At 69.7% G+C, this 15222-nt stretch carries 15 protein-coding genes; 7 read left to right on the top strand and 8 right to left on the bottom strand.

Features of this window, described 5'->3' with window-relative positions; all coding sequences use genetic code 11:
- Window positions 1–185 precede the first annotated feature (185 nt).
- From OJ997_RS00180 to OJ997_RS00170, 3 genes are read left to right on the top strand one after another with little or no spacing between them, the layout of a single operon-like run.
- Window positions 186–2501 (top strand): hypothetical protein, encoded by a 2316-nt coding sequence (locus OJ997_RS00180; RefSeq protein WP_270022950.1) that lies wholly within the window; start codon window positions 186–188, stop codon window positions 2499–2501.
- Between the two features lie 10 nt (window positions 2502–2511).
- Window positions 2512–3489: a hypothetical protein gene (locus tag OJ997_RS00175; RefSeq protein ID WP_270022949.1), complete on the top strand. Its 978-nt coding sequence runs from the start codon at window positions 2512–2514 to the stop codon at window positions 3487–3489.
- A gap of 17 nt (window positions 3490–3506) precedes the next feature.
- A complete protein-coding gene (locus tag OJ997_RS00170) occupies window positions 3507–3833 on the top strand; it encodes an STAS domain-containing protein (protein ID WP_270022948.1) in 327 nt (108 codons plus the stop codon).
- Here the strand turns inward: OJ997_RS00170 and OJ997_RS00165 are convergent, their stop codons facing one another.
- The 6 genes from OJ997_RS00165 to OJ997_RS00140 all read right to left on the bottom strand — a co-directional run bounded on the left by OJ997_RS00165 (window position 3834) and on the right by OJ997_RS00140 (window position 10094).
- The gene (locus OJ997_RS00165) at window positions 3834–4652 is read right to left on the bottom strand and encodes a DeoR/GlpR family DNA-binding transcription regulator (protein WP_270022947.1); all 819 of its coding nucleotides are present in this window, start codon (window positions 4650–4652) and stop codon (window positions 3834–3836) included. It lies immediately after the preceding gene.
- Window positions 4649–5716, bottom strand: coding sequence for an ABC transporter ATP-binding protein (locus OJ997_RS00160; protein WP_270022946.1), 1068 nt, complete (start codon window positions 5714–5716; stop codon window positions 4649–4651). The genes OJ997_RS00165 and OJ997_RS00160 overlap by 4 nt, the downstream gene beginning before the upstream one ends.
- Window positions 5713–6777, bottom strand: coding sequence for an ABC transporter ATP-binding protein (locus OJ997_RS00155; RefSeq protein WP_270022945.1), 1065 nt, complete (start codon window positions 6775–6777; stop codon window positions 5713–5715). Before OJ997_RS00155 ends, OJ997_RS00160 begins: the two co-directional genes overlap by 4 nt.
- A complete protein-coding gene (locus OJ997_RS00150) occupies window positions 6777–7682 on the bottom strand; it encodes a carbohydrate ABC transporter permease (RefSeq protein ID WP_270022944.1) in 906 nt (301 codons plus the stop codon). Before OJ997_RS00150 ends, OJ997_RS00155 begins: the two co-directional genes overlap by 1 nt.
- Before the next feature lie 3 nt (window positions 7683–7685).
- Complete coding sequence (locus OJ997_RS00145) at window positions 7686–8639, bottom strand: carbohydrate ABC transporter permease (protein ID WP_270022943.1); 954 nt, start codon at window positions 8637–8639, stop codon at window positions 7686–7688.
- A 78-nt stretch (window positions 8640–8717) separates the two neighbouring features.
- Window positions 8718–10094 (bottom strand): extracellular solute-binding protein, encoded by a 1377-nt coding sequence (locus OJ997_RS00140; RefSeq protein ID WP_270022942.1) that lies wholly within the window; start codon window positions 10092–10094, stop codon window positions 8718–8720.
- Between the two features lie 163 nt (window positions 10095–10257).
- Here OJ997_RS00140 and OJ997_RS00135 point away from each other — a divergent pair, with 163 nt between their 5' ends.
- The 4 genes from OJ997_RS00135 to OJ997_RS00120 are packed head-to-tail and all read left to right on the top strand — an operon-like array spanning window position 10258 to window position 14199.
- Complete coding sequence (locus OJ997_RS00135; RefSeq protein ID WP_270022941.1) at window positions 10258–11652, top strand: NAD-dependent succinate-semialdehyde dehydrogenase; 1395 nt, start codon at window positions 10258–10260, stop codon at window positions 11650–11652.
- Window positions 11653–11699: 47 nt separating this feature from the next.
- Window positions 11700–12269 (top strand): DJ-1/PfpI/YhbO family deglycase/protease, encoded by a 570-nt coding sequence (locus tag OJ997_RS00130; RefSeq protein WP_270022940.1) that lies wholly within the window; start codon window positions 11700–11702, stop codon window positions 12267–12269.
- Between the two features lie 17 nt (window positions 12270–12286).
- Window positions 12287–12985, top strand: a complete 699-nt coding sequence (locus OJ997_RS00125) for an alpha/beta fold hydrolase (protein ID WP_270022938.1) — start codon at window positions 12287–12289, stop codon at window positions 12983–12985.
- Window positions 12985–14199 carry an iron-containing alcohol dehydrogenase gene (locus tag OJ997_RS00120; RefSeq protein WP_270022937.1) on the top strand — a complete coding sequence of 405 codons (1215 nt, stop codon included), beginning with the start codon at window positions 12985–12987 and terminating at the stop codon, window positions 14197–14199. The genes OJ997_RS00125 and OJ997_RS00120 overlap by 1 nt, the downstream gene beginning before the upstream one ends.
- On the opposite strand, the gene OJ997_RS00115 is transcribed toward OJ997_RS00120, so the two are convergent.
- A complete protein-coding gene (locus OJ997_RS00115) occupies window positions 14196–14834 on the bottom strand; it encodes a GntR family transcriptional regulator (protein WP_270022936.1) in 639 nt (212 codons plus the stop codon). The two genes, OJ997_RS00120 and OJ997_RS00115, sit on opposite strands and share 4 nt — an antisense overlap.
- Complete coding sequence (locus OJ997_RS00110) at window positions 14834–15094, bottom strand: hypothetical protein (RefSeq protein ID WP_270022935.1); 261 nt, start codon at window positions 15092–15094, stop codon at window positions 14834–14836. The genes OJ997_RS00115 and OJ997_RS00110 overlap by 1 nt, the downstream gene beginning before the upstream one ends.
- Between the last annotated feature and the right edge of the window lie 128 nt (window positions 15095–15222).

Genomic DNA, 15222 nt, shown 5'->3' with positions numbered 1-15222 from the left:
CCCGCGCCGTCCGGCCTCCGGGTACACGCGCCCCTCCCCCGGATCGATCGGCGTTCCCTGATCACACACGGCTGGAACCTCGGTTCACAGAATCTGTTCAGTGGCTGACATTTCGTCGGTTCGCGATTGACCACCGGCGTCCCGATCCCTTGGCTACCGCGCGCCAATCTCAAGTTGGGGGTCTGATGTCCGCTCGTGCACGCCGTGCCCTGCTGCTCCTCGTCGCCGTGTCGTGTCTCGCGCCACCTGGGGTCGCCGTGGCCGAGTCACCGACCGGGCCCGCCCCGAACGTCGTCGGCGTCGACCTCGACGACCGCATCTCGGTCTCGGTGAACGTCGCCAGCGGCAACCTCTTCCTGAGCCAGCGCGACGACTCGCTGACGACGAGCGACGGCACCGTGTGGGACCAGAGCCGTTACTACAACTCGATGGGCCAGATCGAGCTGAACTTCGCTCCCGGCTGGTCAGGGCGTGAGACGGTGCTGCGCTTCCCGGTCGCGGGCTCCGACAACACGGTCGTCCAGGTCGACGTCGGCGGGTACCAGCGCACGTTCACCAAGTCCGGCAGCACGTTCGTGAACCAGCAGGACGACGGCTACGTGCTCGCCTACACGCCGCCGGGCGGCACAGGGACCTACCAGATCACCCAGCCGGACGGCACCGTGCGCTCGTACTGGTCCAACGGCCCCGAGATCTCCGAGGTCCGCCCCGGTGGTCACCAGGTCACCAACTCCGGGGACTACGGCCTGATCGAGACCACGTGGGAGTACTCGGACGGCCCGGGCATCCACATGTTCTACGGCTGGTACGGCCAGATCAACGGCTACAACGACCTGCACGACCGCGAGCAGCTCCTCGGCGTCGACCACGCGCACCAGAGCACGTTGATCGACGGGCACACCCACGCCGACGGTCGCGTGACGACCTACGAGTACCTCCCCTACTACCAGCCCGCCCCCGGCGCCACGGCCCCCGACGGGCCGTTCATGACGCGCGTCACGACGTCCCTCGGCGTCGACGCCCGCTTCCAGTACGACACCTCGCATCGCGTCACGCAGCTCAAGGTCATCGACCCCGTCGACGCGTCCGAGGACATCTGGGGCTTCGCCTACACCGTCCCCGACGACGAGTGCTCGACGGGCGCCACGGTCAAGACCACCGTCACGTATCCCAACGGCCACACCGAGTACACCTGCTCGAACGCGAGCTTCGACGTGACCGACGCCGACAGCGACGGCCCGATCGACCTCGGCGACGGCGACGACGGGGCCTGCACCACGCCGCTCGACTGCGGCGAAGGTGACCTCTCCCCCGAGGATGTCGCGCTGCCCGAGCCGTCCGCGCGCAACACCACCCCCTCCGGGTTCGGGATCGCCGACGACACCCGGGTGACCGACTTCAACATCTTCACGACGGACGAGTTCAAGGCCCTGGACGTCAAGTACGTGCGGCACATCGTCCCGTGGAACGTCGCGCTGAACCATCACGACGGCCCGAACGACCCGACCGGCGAGCTCGAGGACGCGGCGATCTGGGCCGCCAACGCGCTGGCGTCCAACGACCTGGCGGACGGCACCGTGGTCCCCGGACCCGAGATCCTCTTCTCGTTCGAGAAGTGCCATGAGCTCAAGCCGGCCAACGGCACCCAGTGCGCCAAGCTCGGGAACATCCCCGGGGTGACCGGGCCGGGCAGCTACGTGGACTTGATGAGCTCGTTCTTCACGCAGGTCGGCAACGCGCTGCCCGGCTCGCTGCTCGCCCCGTTGAAGCAGGTCACGCTCTTCACGGCCTGGAACGAGCCGAACCTGGAGCCGACCAGCGATCCGACCTCGGACCGCGGGCAGCCGGTGGCCTCGATCCACCACGTCACGAGCGCGGCCGACGAGACCAACAGCGGCGCGTTCCGCGCCGGCCTGTTCTGGCAGCAGCTGAACGCCATCTGCAAGAACCGCACACCCGGATGCGCGGTCCTCGCGGGCGACTTCGCCGACCTGGGCATGGGGTCGGTGGGGAACCGCGATCCGAACTGGGGCAAGAAGTACCTCGAGCAGTACCGTCTGGGCATGGGTCACAAGCCGAAGACCTGGGCCTGGCACGCGTACGAGGACACCGACCAGCGGGTCACGCCGAAGACCCAGACCGGCGTGTCCCAGCAGGACAAGGAAGCGCGGCGCTGGAAGCGGTATCGGGCGTTCGAGAAGGCGACGCGCATCCCGGGCGACGACCCCACCATCCACATCACCGAGGTCGGAGTCCGGCGTCGGGTGAACGGGAAGGCCCGGCTCGTGGGGAACGTCGATCGCGCCATGCGCTGCCTGCTCGCGGAGCTGCCCGATCTGAGTCTCCGCAACCGGCGCTTCTACTACTACTCGTTCATCGGCAACCCGAACTTCGACGCCGGCCTCGTCGCCTATCCCGACGGGCTCCCGACGCGAACCGCGTACGACCTCTTCAAGGATGCCCGCGAAGGCAACCCGATCACCTGCCCGGTGGCGCCGTAGCGCCATCCCGATGCTGACGGCGGCCCTCGCGGCCGCCGTCGTCTCTCCCGCGCGGGCGGAGGTCGTCGCGCGCGAGCAGGCGGCGACCTCCGTCGCCGCCTGGGGCTCGTACGCGGCGTGGAGCCGCTACGAGGGACGCCGGTTCCGGCTGATCGTGTGGCACGGAGGTCGAGCACGCCACGCCGACGTCGCACCCCGTGGCGCGGCATTCGACGTCGACCTCGGCGTCGACCGCCGCGGCCGCGTCGTCGCGGTCTACTCGCGTTGCGCGCGCTACGACCGTCAGCAGCTGCGCACGGGGCTGCCGATCCACGTGTTCAACGCGCGCTGCGACCTGTACGAGTACGACGTCGCAGCCCGACGCGAGCGGCGACTCGCGCGGCCGAGTCGCCGTGCGCGCTCCGAGTTCCTCCCCGCCATCGACCGAGGCCGGCTGGTGTTCGCGCGCGGGGCCCGCCGCGGTGTCCGGATCCCGGAGCTGGTGTCGGCGACCTTCTCGCCCTACCGCGAGCAGCGGCTGCCGCGCCCGGGCGGCCGGCAGACCGATGTGGCCGACGGCGGCAATCGCGGTCCGACGGCGATCGACGCGACCGACGGGCTCGCCGTCGTCGGGTGGCAGCAGGTCCCGCCGCGGACGCGGTGCGACAGCGAGATCGCCTCGCGCGTCACCTACCAGGTGCTGGCGTACGCCCTCAAGGACAGGGGACGGCGAACGCTCGATGACGATTGCGACAGCGACGGCGAGGTCTTCTACGTGAGCCCGTCGCTGTCCGCGGGCCGCGTGTTCTACGCCTTCAGCCCCGGCGCCGACCCGCTCGTGTTCGGGGTTCGGCGCTTCGACCTCGCCACGGGCGCGCACGCCGACGGTCCCCCGGCACGGCCCCTGATCGTCTCCACGCAAACCGGTGGCGACTGGACGTGGACCGTGCGCGACGTCGTCATCAACCGACGCCATACGTTCGAGGTTGCGCGCGATCCGGCCGCATGATGCGATCATTGGACGCGATGAGCTCCGCCCCCGAAGCGGCCAGTTACCGCCCGCCGAGGTTCGACGTCAACGTCGAGGACGAGGAAGGCGCCGTCGTGCTGCGGCTCAACGGCGAGTTGGACCTGGTGAGCGAGCCGGTCCTGGCCGGTGCGCTGGCCGGGGTCGACGGCCGCCCGCTGCGGATCGACCTGTCCGACCTCGCGTTCATGGACTCCACCGGCCTGCGCGCGCTGCTCACGGCCCTGCGCGAGCAGACCGACTTCAAGCTCCGCGGCCCGCTCCGGCCCGCCGTCGAGCGCCTGTTCGAGCTCACGCAGACCAACCAGATCTTTTCCTTCGAGTAGCTAGAACCCGTCCTCGACGAGCACCGGGCGCTCGGCGATCAGCAGCCGCACGCCCGCCGCGCGGAACTCCTCCGCGGTCAACGGGTCCAGCCCGTCGTCGGTGATCAGCAGGTCCAGCGCCGTCGCGGGCCGGATCGACAGCAGCGAGGCGCGCCCGAACTTCGAGGAGTCCAGCAGGCCGACCGTCGTCGCCGCGGCCGCCGCGGCCGCGTTGAGCGTGTCGGCCAACGCGCTGCGCGAGGTCGTCAGCCCGTGCTCGAGCGTCACCCCCGCGGCCGAGATGAACGCGACCGCGATGTTGAGCTCCTCCAGGAAGTCGACCGTCCAGCGCCCGGTGAGCACGCGCATGTGCTGGTTGAGCTCCCCCGGCGGCACGATCACGTGGATCGAGTCGGCGGTGAGGCCCAGCGCGATCGCGGGCGAGTTCGTGACCAGCGTCAGCTCCGTCGGCGGGCGCAGCTCGAGCACCTGCGCGAGCGCGAGCCCGGTCGAGGACGCGTCGACGAAGATCGTCGAGCCGTCCTCCACCAGCTCCCGCGCGCGCACGGCGATCGCGTCCTTCTCGTGCGCGGCCTCGCGCACGCGCGCGTTCCACGCGGTCTCGATCTGCCGCGGGCGAGCTTCGGGGAGCGAGCGCGCGCCGCCACGCACGCGCTCGAGCAACCCCTCCCCCGACAGCAGCTCCAGGTCACGGTGGACCGTGACCGGCGAGACCGCGTGCTCGGACGCCAGCTCCGCGAGCGACGCCCCGCCGTCTCGCGAGACGCGCTCGAGGATCTTCGCTCGCCTCAGGACCGGAGGGAGCGGGCCTTCGGTCATCGTCTCGCGATCGCCTGCTCGGACTCGGCGTCGAACAGGTGGACGCGCTCCATGTCCACGGCTGCCCGGACCTGCTCGCCGATCGTGTACGAGGCCGTCGGCGGCGCCTTGATGATCACGCGCTGCCCGCCGATCTCGACGTCGACCAGCGTGCGATCGCCGAGCGGCTCGACGGCGTAGACCTTGCCGGCCAGGGACACCGCCTCGTCACGCACGTCGAGCGAGAGATCCTCGCTGCGCACGCCGAACAGCGCCTTGTGGTCGCCCTGGACCCCGAAGCCGGGGTTCGGCAAGGACCAGCCCTCGCCCTCGATCTTCCCGTTGGCCGTGCACTGGAGCAGGTTCATCCGCGGCGAGCCGACGAACGACGCCACCCAGCGGTTGGCCGGCCGGTCGTAGATCTCGGTCGGCTTGCCCACCTGCTGGACCGTGCCCTGGCGCAGCACCGCGACCTGGTCGGCCATCGACATGGCCTCGACCTGGTCGTTGGTGACGTACAGGAACGTGCGGCCGAGCGACCGGTGGATGCGGGTGAGCTCCGTGCGCATCTCCACGCGCAGCTTGAGGTCGAGGTTCGTGAGCGGCTCGTCCATCAGGAACGCCCGCGGGTCGCGCACGAGCGCACGCCCGAGTGCGATCCGCTGCATCTGCCCGCCCGACATCTGCGCCGGATAGCGGTTGAGCAGCTCCTCGATGTGCAGCAGCTCCGCGACCCGCTTGAGCTGCGTGTCGATGTCGGCCTTGGAGAGCTTGCGCGCCCGCAGCGGCGACGTGATGTTCTGCGCCGCCGTCTGCTTCGGGTAGAGCGCGTAGCTCTGGAACACCATCGCGAGGTCGCGCTCGGCGGGGTTGGCCCCCGTCGCGTCGATCCCGTTCAGGAGCACCCGGCCGGTGTCGGGCTTCTCGAGCCCGGCGATAACCCGCAGCGTCGTCGTCTTGCCCGCGCCCGACGGGCCGAGCAGGACGAAGAACGACCCGTCCGGGATGTCCAGCTCCAGGTGCTTGAGCGCCTCGACCTCGCCGAAGGACTTCGAGACGCCTTCCGCCACGATTGCACTGCTCACGGTGCGCTCACCACCTTCTCGCTCGTCGGGTCGTACGCGGGCGGCGCGGCACCCACGTGGCGCACGGCCACGACCTGCTCCTCCTCGAACCGCGCCGTCGCCGGCATCCGCACGTGGAAGAGCCCGGCCTCGCACTCGACGACGAAGATCGTCTCGTCGCCCAGCGCCTCCTTCGACACCACGCGGCCCTTGACGCCCTCGCCGGACTCGCTGACCGTCAGGCCCTCCGGCCGCACGCCCGCGATCACCTTCTGGCCGCGCTGCAGGCCCTCGGGCGCCGTGATCCGCAGATCGCCGGCGGCCGTGAGGTGCCCGTTGGTGACCTCGGCCTCGATCAGGTTCATCGGCGGGGAGCCGATGAAGCGCGCCGCGAACAGCGTCGCCGGCCGGTTGTAGACCTCCATCGGGGCCCCGAGCTGCTCGAGGTTGCCCTTGTTCATGATCGCGATCCGGTCGCCGAGGGCCATCGCCTCGGTCTGATCGTGCGTGACGTAGACCATCGTCGCGCCCAGCCGCTGCTGGAGGTGCTTGACCTCCGCGCGCATGTCCGCGCGCAGCTCGGCGTCCAGGTTGGTCAGCGGCTCGTCCATCAGGAACGCCTTCGGGTGGCGCACCATCGCGCGGCCCAGGGCCACGCGCTGCTGCTCGCCGCCCGAGAGCTTGCTCGGCTTGCGGGTCAGGTACGGCTCGAGCTGGAGCATGCGCGCCGCCTCGGCGACGCGCTCCTCGACCTCGGACTCGGGCCGGTTGGCCGCCCGCAGCGGGAACGCCATGTTCTCCTTGACGCTCAGGTGCGGGTACAGCGCGTAGAACTGGAACACCATCGCGATGTCGCGCTGGGACGGGCGCAGGCCGGAGACGACCTCGTCGCCGATCCGGATCTCGCCCGACGTCTCTTCTTCCAGACCCGCGATGCAGCGCAGCGTGGTCGTCTTGCCGCAGCCCGACGGGCCGAGCATGACGAACAGCTCGCCGTCGTTGATCTCCAGGCTGAGCTCCTCGACCGCGACGGTCCCGTCCGGGAACGCCTTGTGGAGCTTCTTGACGAGGACTTCGGCCATTACCTGCGCACCGCCCCGAGGGTCACGCCCGCAACGAGGTGCTTGCGGACGAGGAAGGCGAACACGAGCACCGGCACCGCGAACGTCATCGCGGACGCGGCCACGAGGCCCCAGTCGATCGTCGTGCCGCCGATCAGGCCCGCGATCGCGGACGGCGCCGTACGCGTGTCCGGATCGGTGATCAGGAAGATCGAGAACACGAACTCGTTCCAGCTGAAGATCAGCGCGAACACCGCCGTGGCGGCGATGCCGGGGATCAGCAGCGGCATCGTGACGCGCCAGAAGGCCTCGAAGCGCGAGAAGCCGTCGAGCATCGCGGCCTCCTCGTACTCGGCCGGGACCTCGTCGATGAAGCCCTTCATCATCCAGATCGTGAACGGCAGGTTGAACGCCGCGTAGACCAGGACGAGCCCCAGCCGCGTGTCCAGCAGCGACAGGTCGCGGAACATCAGGAAGACCGGGATCACCACCACGACGGGCGGCATGAAGCGCGTCGAGAGGATGAAGAACAGCTGGTCCTTCTTGGCCTTGAGCGTGAAGCGCGAGTACGCCCACGCCGCGGGGACGCCGAGCACGGTCGCGATCAGCGTCGAGAAGCCGGCCACGATGACCGAGTTCACGAAGCCCTTGAACACGGGCGAGTCGGAGCTGAACACGTTCTGGAAGTGATCCAGCGTCGGGCTGAAGGAGAACACCTTGGCCGGGACGGCGTAGATGTCCTTCGTCTCCTTGAGCGCCGTCTCGAGCATCCAGATGACGGGGAACAGCATCACGACCATGAAGATCGTGAGCAGCAGGATCTCGACGCCCGAGCCGAACTTGCGCTCGCGCCGGACCGGGGGATCCACGGTCTCTCCCGCGATGCCCTTGTCGGCCAGGCCTTCGGGTTGGATGTGGGTCGCCATCGCCTAGCTCTCCTGAAGCCGGTTGAGGTAGCGCAGGTAGAACTGCGCGGCGATCGTCACCACGACCACCATCAAGATGCCGTAGGCGGACGCCAGGCCGGTGTCAAAGCCGAAGAACGCGACCTTGTAGACGTTGAAGGACAGCGTCTCGGTCGTGCCACCCGGACCGCCACCCGTGAGGATGTAGACCAGGTCGAAGAGGCGGAAGGCCTCGATCGCCCGGAACATGATCGCGATCAGCAGCAGCGGCCAGACCAGCGGGAAGGTGATCCGGCGGAACTTGAACCACTCGGACGCGCGATCGATCTCCGCGGCCTCGTAGAGGTACTTCGGGACGGCCGTCAGGCCCGCGAGGGCGATCAGCATGATGAACGGCGTCCACTGCCAGGTGTCCACGATCACCAGCGAGAACAGCGCGAGTCGCTGCTGCGTGAGCCACTCGACGCGGCCGAGGCCGAGGCTGTCCAGGAACGAGTTCACGACGCCGAACTGCACGTCGAGCATGAACTTCCAGAACAGGCCGACGACGATCGGCGAGAGCATCATCGGGATCAGGAACAGCGTCGTGATCGCGCCGCGGCCCTTGACGCGCCGCGAGATGAGGAAGGCGATGGTGAAGCCGAGGATCGTCTGCAGAGCGACCGCGCCGACGACGAAGACGAGCGTCGTCAGGGCGCGCGCGTGGACGACCGGGGACGTCAGGACCTCGATGTAGTTGTCGAGGCCGATCCAGCCCCAGCCGGAGTCGCGCGTGGCTGAGTAGTCCGTGAACGACAGGCCGAGCAACCACAGCAACGGCCAGATCGAGAGGAACAGCAGCAGCGCCATCGCCGGCGAGATGAAGAGGAAGCTGAGCTTGCGGTCCGTCAGGAACGCGAAGCGCTTCGCGGCGGGGGGCGCCTCCAGGCGCTCCGCCTGGGGCGCGCTCTGGGGAGGTGTCTGAAGCGTGTTGGCCATTGCTTTTTTGAGCTGTACGGCGGCTGGAGGCCGGCCCCGCGCGGGCGGCCGGCCTCCAGGGGTTGTCGCCTACGGCGGCTAGAGACCGCCGCTCTCGTCGAGGATCTTCTGCTCGTCGGCGGCGAGCTTGTCCAGCGCCTCCTCGGGCGGCTGCGTGCCGGAGATGGCCGCGTTGACCTGCGTCGAGTGGACGTTGAGGAGCTTCGCGTACTCGGGCAGGTTCCAGAAGTCCTTCAGCTGGCTGACCGAGTCGGTGAAGACCTTGTTGTAGGGCGTCGCCTCGAGGAAGTCGGGCGAGTTGAGCACGTCGTTGCGCGCCGGGACGCCGCCGAGCTGCGCCCACTTCTTCTGCGCCTCAGGCGTCTGGAACCACTTGATGAAGTTCAGCGCCTCGGCCTGCTTCTCCTCGGGGATGTACTTGGAGACGTGCAGACCCATGCCGCCGAGCGGCTTCTTGTCGGTGACCTGCTTGGGCAGCGGCGCGAAGGCGAGCTTCTCGAGGATCTCTTCCTTGGTCGTGCCGAGCTTGGAGGACGCCGGGTCGGTCAGACCGCCCATGGCGGCGATCCACTGGAAGCCGACGCACACCTGGCCCTGCGAGATGGCGGCGTTGACCTCGTCGATGAACCAGTTGCTCGAGCCCTTGGGCGTGAGCGGGACCATCTGGTTGACGAGGACGTCCATCGCCTTCTTGCCGGCGGCGTCGTTGATGACGCCTTCGATCTTCTTGTCCTTCTGGTTCCACAGCTCGCCGCCGTAGAGCGCGTTCATGACGTTGTACGTCACGGCCGCGGCGTCGCCGGTGCCGGCCTGGTGGAACGCGAGGCCGCTCATGCCCTCGTTCTCGTCCTGGCACTTCTTGGCCGCGGCGATCATGTCCTCCCACGTGGCGGGAGGCGTGTCGCCCATCAGGTCCTTGCGCCAGATCATCGACCACGTGTCGCCGAGCAGCGGCAGGCCGTAGGTCTTGGCGTCCGGATCGGCCACGCCCGTCGTGTTCTGCGGGTACTGGCCGTACGCCGCGAGGAAGTACGGGTCGTACTGCGAGGTGTCGACGTTCTCCTTGACGAAGTCCGTCAGGTCGAGGATCGAGCCGTTGTCGACCGCTTCACCGATGTTCTGGGAATCCAGGATCGGCAGGTCGAAGTTCGTCTTGCGTGCCGCGAACTGCGTGAAGATCGCGTCGTGCCATTGCGGGTTCGGCACGGTGTTGACCTTCACCGTGACGTTCGGGCGCGTCTTCGTGTACTCCTTGCCGAGCTCCTCGAGCGCCGCCGCGGGCGGCCACTCGAACCACAGGAACGTCAGCTCCATCGGCTTGTCCGACAGCGCCGACGTCTTCGCCGGCGCCTTGGACGCGCTTCCCTCTCCACCGTCACCGCCGCCACATGCGGCAAGCGTGACCGCAGCGGCCATCGCCGTCAGCGATGCCGAGACCGCGAGTCTCCCCTTCATTGCTCCTCCTCCACGAGGGTTGGTCCTACTACCTGCTCCGAATAAACGGCGGGCACTGCGAACCTTGCACGAGGCTTGCAAAAACCTACGGACTCTTTGCATTCGTTGTCAACCCCTTTGGCAATTTCTTGCATTGCCTATCACCGTGTCATACAGTCAGACCATGGTTCTTGCGCCAGAGCGGTCCCGCTTTCCCGTGCTCGACCCGGCTGACGGGTCGGTGATCGAGACCGTCCCCGCGGCCATGCCGGAGGACGGATTGGCGGCGGTCGACGCCGCCGCGGCCGCGGCCGCGGACTGGGCCGCGCGCGCCCCGCGCGAGCGTGCCGAGACCCTCCGCCGCGCCTTCGACCGGATGACCGAGCGTCTCGACGACGTGGCGCACCTGATCGTGCGCGAGATGGGCAAGCCGTTCGCCGAGGCGCGTGGCGAGGCGGGCTACGCCGCCGAGTTCCTGCGCTGGTTCTCCGAGGAGGCCGTGCGGGCCAACGGCGACTTCGCGACCGCGCCCGCGGGCACGAACCGGATGCTCGTGCAGCACGCGCCGATCGGCGTCTCGCTGCTGATCACCCCCTGGAACTTCCCGGCCGCGATGGCCACGCGCAAGCTCGGCCCGGCCCTCGCCGCGGGCTGCACGGTCGTGCTCAAGCCCGCCGAGGAGACGCCGCTGACCGCCCTGCTGGTCGCGGAGATCCTGCGCGAGGCGGGCGTCCCCGAGGGCGTCGTGAACGTTGTCACGACCGACGACCCCGGTCCGCTGACCGAGGCCATCCTGGCCGACCCGCGCGTCCGCAAGCTCAGCTTCACGGGCTCGACCGCGGTCGGCCGACACCTGCTCGGCCTCGCGGCGCGGAGCGTGATCAGCACGTCGATGGAGCTCGGCGGCAACGCGCCGTTCCTCGTGCTCGAGGACGCCGACCTGGACATCGCGGTCGCGCAGGCGATGGCGGCGAAGATGCGCAACGGCGGCGAGGCGTGCACCGCCGCGAATCGTTTTCTCGTGCACGAGTCGGTCGCCGAGGCGTTCACCGCTCGGCTGACGAAGGCGATGCAGGCCGTGAAGGTCGCGCCGGGCCTGGAGCCAGGCGCGGAGCTCGGCCCGCTGATCAACGCGGCCGCGCGCGAGAAGGTCGAGCGCCTGGTGGCCGACGCGGTCGCCCGCGGCGCCCGTGTGCGTTGCGGCGGCGAGCGGCTCGAAGGCCCGGGCTTCTTCTACCCGCCGACCGTGCTCGACCGGGTCCAGCCCGGCAGCGAGCTGCTGCGCGAGGAGATCTTCGGACCGGTCGCGCCGGTGATGACGTTCACCGACGAGGACGAGGCGATCCGCCTGGCCAACGACACCGAGTACGGGCTCGTGGCCTTCGTCTGCAGCCGCGATCTGCGGCGGGCGATGGCGGTCGGCGAGGAGATCGAGACCGGCATGGTCGGCCTCAACCGCGGTGTCGTGTCCGATCCCGCCGCGCCGTTCGGCGGCGCCAAGCAGAGCGGGCTCGGGCGCGAAGGCGGACACCACGGGTTGCTCGAGTTCCTCGAGCCCAAGTACTTTGCGTTCGACTGAAACCTTTCAGGTTCTTGCAAGAGCAATCAGGGAGAGAGGAGAGCCACGTGTCGCAGCAGAAGGTCCTGGTCCTCGTCGGTGACGCCGCCGAGGAGCTCGACGCCATGTACCCGATCTACCGGCTGAGGGAGGGCGGCTACGACGCCGTCGTCGCCGGGCTCACGACCCGTGAGGTCCAGCTGGTCATCCACGACTTCGATCCGAACTCGGACGCCTACACGGAGAAGAACGGCCGCAAGCTGCCGGTCGACATCGCGTTCGCCGACGTCGATCCGTCCGAGTACGTCGCGCTCGTCATCCCCGGTGGCCGCGCGCCCGAGTACATCCGCCTGGACGCGGACGTGCGCCGGATCACGGAGTACTTCTTCGAGAAGGACCTGCCGGTCGGCACGATCTGCCACGGCCCGCAGGTGCCCGCCGTCTACGGCCTGCTCAAGGGCCGCAAGACCGCGGCCTTCCCGCCGCTGTGGGGCGACATGGAGAACGCCGGCGCGATCCTCGTCGACGCTCCGGACGTCGTCGACGGGAACATGGTCTCCTGCCGGGGCTGGCCGGACATGCCCGAGTGGTCGCGCGCGTTCATGAACGTGCTCGAGCGCGCCGCCGTCCCCGCCTGATCCGTCCCATGGTCCCTGTGCTGTTGTTGCACGGCTCCGGCCCAGGGTCCACGGGGGCGGCCTGGAACCCGCTCGTCGACGCGCTCGGCGAGCGGTTCCAGGTGCACGCACCCGACCTGCCGGGGTTCGGCGCCGAAGATAAAGGCCCTGGGCCTTTAGGTTGGTCGAGCTGGGTCGAGGGTCTGGTCGATGAGCCGTGCGCGGTGATCGGCAACTCGGCCGGCGGCGCGCTTGCGCTGATGCTGGCGGCGCGCCGGCCCGAGCTCGTGACGAAGGTCGTCGCGGTCGGGACGATGGGCTACCCGATGCCGCTGCCGCCCGCGCTGGACCAGCTGTGGGCGACCGGGCCGACCGAGGCCGAGGCGCGCTCGCTGCTGCGGCTGATCTTCCACGATCCGCCGGGGGAAGAAGCCGTCGCGGCGCGGCTGGAGGCCATGCGCGCCCAGCCGGACTACCGGGAGCTGTTCCCCGCCCCACGCCAGCGCTGGGTCGACGCGCTGTCGCTCACGCCCGGCGAGCTGGCGACGATCGCCGCGCCCGTGCTGCTGATCCACGGCGCGAACGACCACATCGTCCCGCCGACCAGCAGCGTGATCCCGTTGCTGCACACGCTGCCCGACGTCCGGGCACACCTCTTCGGCCGTTGCGGCCACGCGTCACCGCTCGAGCACCCCGCCGAGTTCAACCGCCTCGTCTTGAGCTTCCTGGAGGACTGATGGATCTGTTCGCTGTTCTACGTGCGCCCTCCCAGGTGTTGTTCGGGACCGGGATGGCCGAGGCCGCCGGCCGCGTGGCCGCCACCCACGGCCGCCGCGTGCTGCTGATCACCGACCCCGTGATCGCGGGCACGCCCGGGTTCGGGATCGTCGAGACGGCGCTGCGCGCCGAGGGCCTGGACGTCGCCGTCTGCACCGACGCCGAGGTCGACGTGCCGCCGGCCGCGGTCGACGCCGCGGTCGCGCTCGGCCGCGAGACGCAGCCCGACGTGATCGTCGCCGTCGGCGGCGGCAGCGTGATCGACCTCGCGAAGGTCACCGCGCTGCTGCTTGCGCACGGCGGCGCGCTGTCGGACTACTACGCCGTGAACTCGGTGCCCGGCCCGGTCCTCCCGCTGATCGCGCTGCCCACCACCGCCGGCACGGGCTCGGAGGCCACGCCGGTCGCCGTGATCACCGACGCCGCGACCGCGATGAAGATGGGCGTCGCCAGCTCGCACCTGATCCCACGCCACGCGATCTGCGATCCGCGGTTGACGCTCGGCGCGCCGACGACGGTCACGGCGCACTCGGGCATCGACGCGCTCTCGCACGCGATCGAGGGGTACATGGCCGCGGCCGAGGCGCCAAGCGTGGACCTCGTCCTCAGCCGCCCGCAGATCGGCAAGAACGGGCTCAGCGACACGCTGGCGCTGTCCGCGGCGGGGCACATCGCCGCGAACCTCGAGCGCGTGGTCGCGGAAGGCGACGACCTCCAGGCCCGCGCCGGGATGCTCTACGGCAGCCTCCTCGCGGGGATCGCGTTCGGGAACTCCGGCGTCTCCACCGCGCACGCGCTGCAGTTCGCCGTCGGCGCCGCCACCCACACCTCCCACGGCCTGGGCACCGGCCTGCTGCTGCCCTACGTGATGGAGTTCAACCGCCCCGCCCGGCCCGACGACCTGGCCGCGCTCGCGATCGCGATGGAGAGCCCGGACGGCGACGTCGTCGGCCACGTCCACGCCCTCGGGCAGCGGATCGGCCTCCCGGCCTCGCTGGCCGAGATCGGCATCGAGCGCGAGGACCTGCCGAAGCTGGCGGAGGCCTCGATCGGCTTCCGGCGCCTGATCGACAACAACCCGCGTCCGCTCGGAACGCTGCAGCTGGAGCGGATCCTCGACGCCGCCTGGCACGGCGAGCCGGCCCGGCTGAAGGAAGAAGAAGCGGTCGTCTAATCGGTGAGGTCGTGGAGCGCGCGATCGAGGTGCGCGGTCATGCGCGCCTCGACCTCGTCCACGTCCCCACGCTCGAGCACCGCGAGCAGGTCGCGGTGCTCGGCGCCGAGCTCGGCCGGTGAAGCCCACGACGGCCGCAGCTGCGCGATGCAGAGGCGGATCTCGCCGCTCATCGACAGGTAGAGGCGCTCCAGGCGCGGCGAGCCGACCGAGCGTGCGAGCGCGTGGTGGAAGCCGATGTCGGCGTCCACGACCGCGCTCCACGGCGAGTCGGCCTTCAGGTTCGCGAGCGGCTCGATCGCGGCGTGGACGGCGTCCAGCGGCGCGCCGCGCGTGAGCAGCTCACGGACGACCAGGCACTCGATCGGGATGCGGACGCTGAACAGGTCCAGCACCTCTTCGCGCGTGAGCAGCGGGACGAACGCGCTGCGGTTGCGCTCGCGCTTCAGCAAGCCTTCGTGGCAGAGCGTCTGGATCGCGGCGCGCACCGTCGGCCGCGCGACCCCGAACTCCTTCGTGAGGTCGGCCTCGGGCAGCGGCGCGCCAGGCTCGATCGCGCCGTCGAGGATCTTCTCGCGCAACGACACGACGACTGCCTCGGTCATGGAGATCGGAGTGACGGCGAGACCGCTCATCAGGCGGCCATCAGCGTAGCCGTGAAGGCGGCGCGATACATCCGCGCCCGCACACGAGACTCCGATTCCTCCCCTCTCTCCTCGCGGTGCCAGCGGCGTTCCGCGGCCAGCTGGTCGAACGCGCAGGCCAGGCCGAGATCGCCCGCGAGCTCCGTGACCCGCCTGCGCAGGGCCGCGCCGCGGTCCAGCGGGCTCTCGCCGTTGTGGCGGGCGAGCTCGTAGACCACCGCCTCCACGGCTTCGTTCCAGCGCTCCTCCATGAGAACGCCAACCCTAACTTGTCAGACAGTTAGACACAAGCGAGCAATTTGTGTAGGCTCGCGCCGAATTCGCAGGACCGGGCTACACGGGCCTTTGCACGAGGCGCACGTCCAGTCAGGTAGCGAAG

It is taken from the genome of Solirubrobacter phytolaccae (genome assembly GCF_027587195.1).
GTDB lineage: Bacteria > Actinomycetota > Thermoleophilia > Solirubrobacterales > Solirubrobacteraceae > Solirubrobacter > Solirubrobacter phytolaccae.
This window is presented reverse-complemented; position numbering and strand designations above follow the sequence as displayed.

Bases quoted from the DNA above. Each gene is read 5' to 3' on its own strand.
- OJ997_RS00120 (WP_270022937.1), top strand. From the start codon at position 12,985: ATGGATCTGTTCGCTGTTCTACGTGCGCCCTCCCAGGTGTTGTTCGGG.
- OJ997_RS00165 (WP_270022947.1), bottom strand. From the start codon at position 4,652: ATGACCGAAGGCCCGCTCCCTCCGGTCCTGAGGCGAGCGAAGATCCTC.
- OJ997_RS00140 (WP_270022942.1), bottom strand. From the start codon at position 10,094: ATGAAGGGGAGACTCGCGGTCTCGGCATCGCTGACGGCGATGGCCGCT.
- OJ997_RS00170 (WP_270022948.1), top strand. From the start codon at position 3,507: ATGAGCTCCGCCCCCGAAGCGGCCAGTTACCGCCCGCCGAGGTTCGAC.
- OJ997_RS00115 (WP_270022936.1), bottom strand. From the start codon at position 14,834: ATGAGCGGTCTCGCCGTCACTCCGATCTCCATGACCGAGGCAGTCGTC.
- OJ997_RS00110 (WP_270022935.1), bottom strand. From the start codon at position 15,094: ATGGAGGAGCGCTGGAACGAAGCCGTGGAGGCGGTGGTCTACGAGCTC.
- OJ997_RS00180 (WP_270022950.1), top strand. From the start codon at position 186: ATGTCCGCTCGTGCACGCCGTGCCCTGCTGCTCCTCGTCGCCGTGTCG.
- OJ997_RS00155 (WP_270022945.1), bottom strand. From the start codon at position 6,777: ATGGCCGAAGTCCTCGTCAAGAAGCTCCACAAGGCGTTCCCGGACGGG.
- OJ997_RS00145 (WP_270022943.1), bottom strand. From the start codon at position 8,639: ATGGCCAACACGCTTCAGACACCTCCCCAGAGCGCGCCCCAGGCGGAG.
- OJ997_RS00150 (WP_270022944.1), bottom strand. From the start codon at position 7,682: ATGGCGACCCACATCCAACCCGAAGGCCTGGCCGACAAGGGCATCGCG.
- OJ997_RS00175 (WP_270022949.1), top strand. From the start codon at position 2,512: ATGCTGACGGCGGCCCTCGCGGCCGCCGTCGTCTCTCCCGCGCGGGCG.
- OJ997_RS00135 (WP_270022941.1), top strand. From the start codon at position 10,258: ATGGTTCTTGCGCCAGAGCGGTCCCGCTTTCCCGTGCTCGACCCGGCT.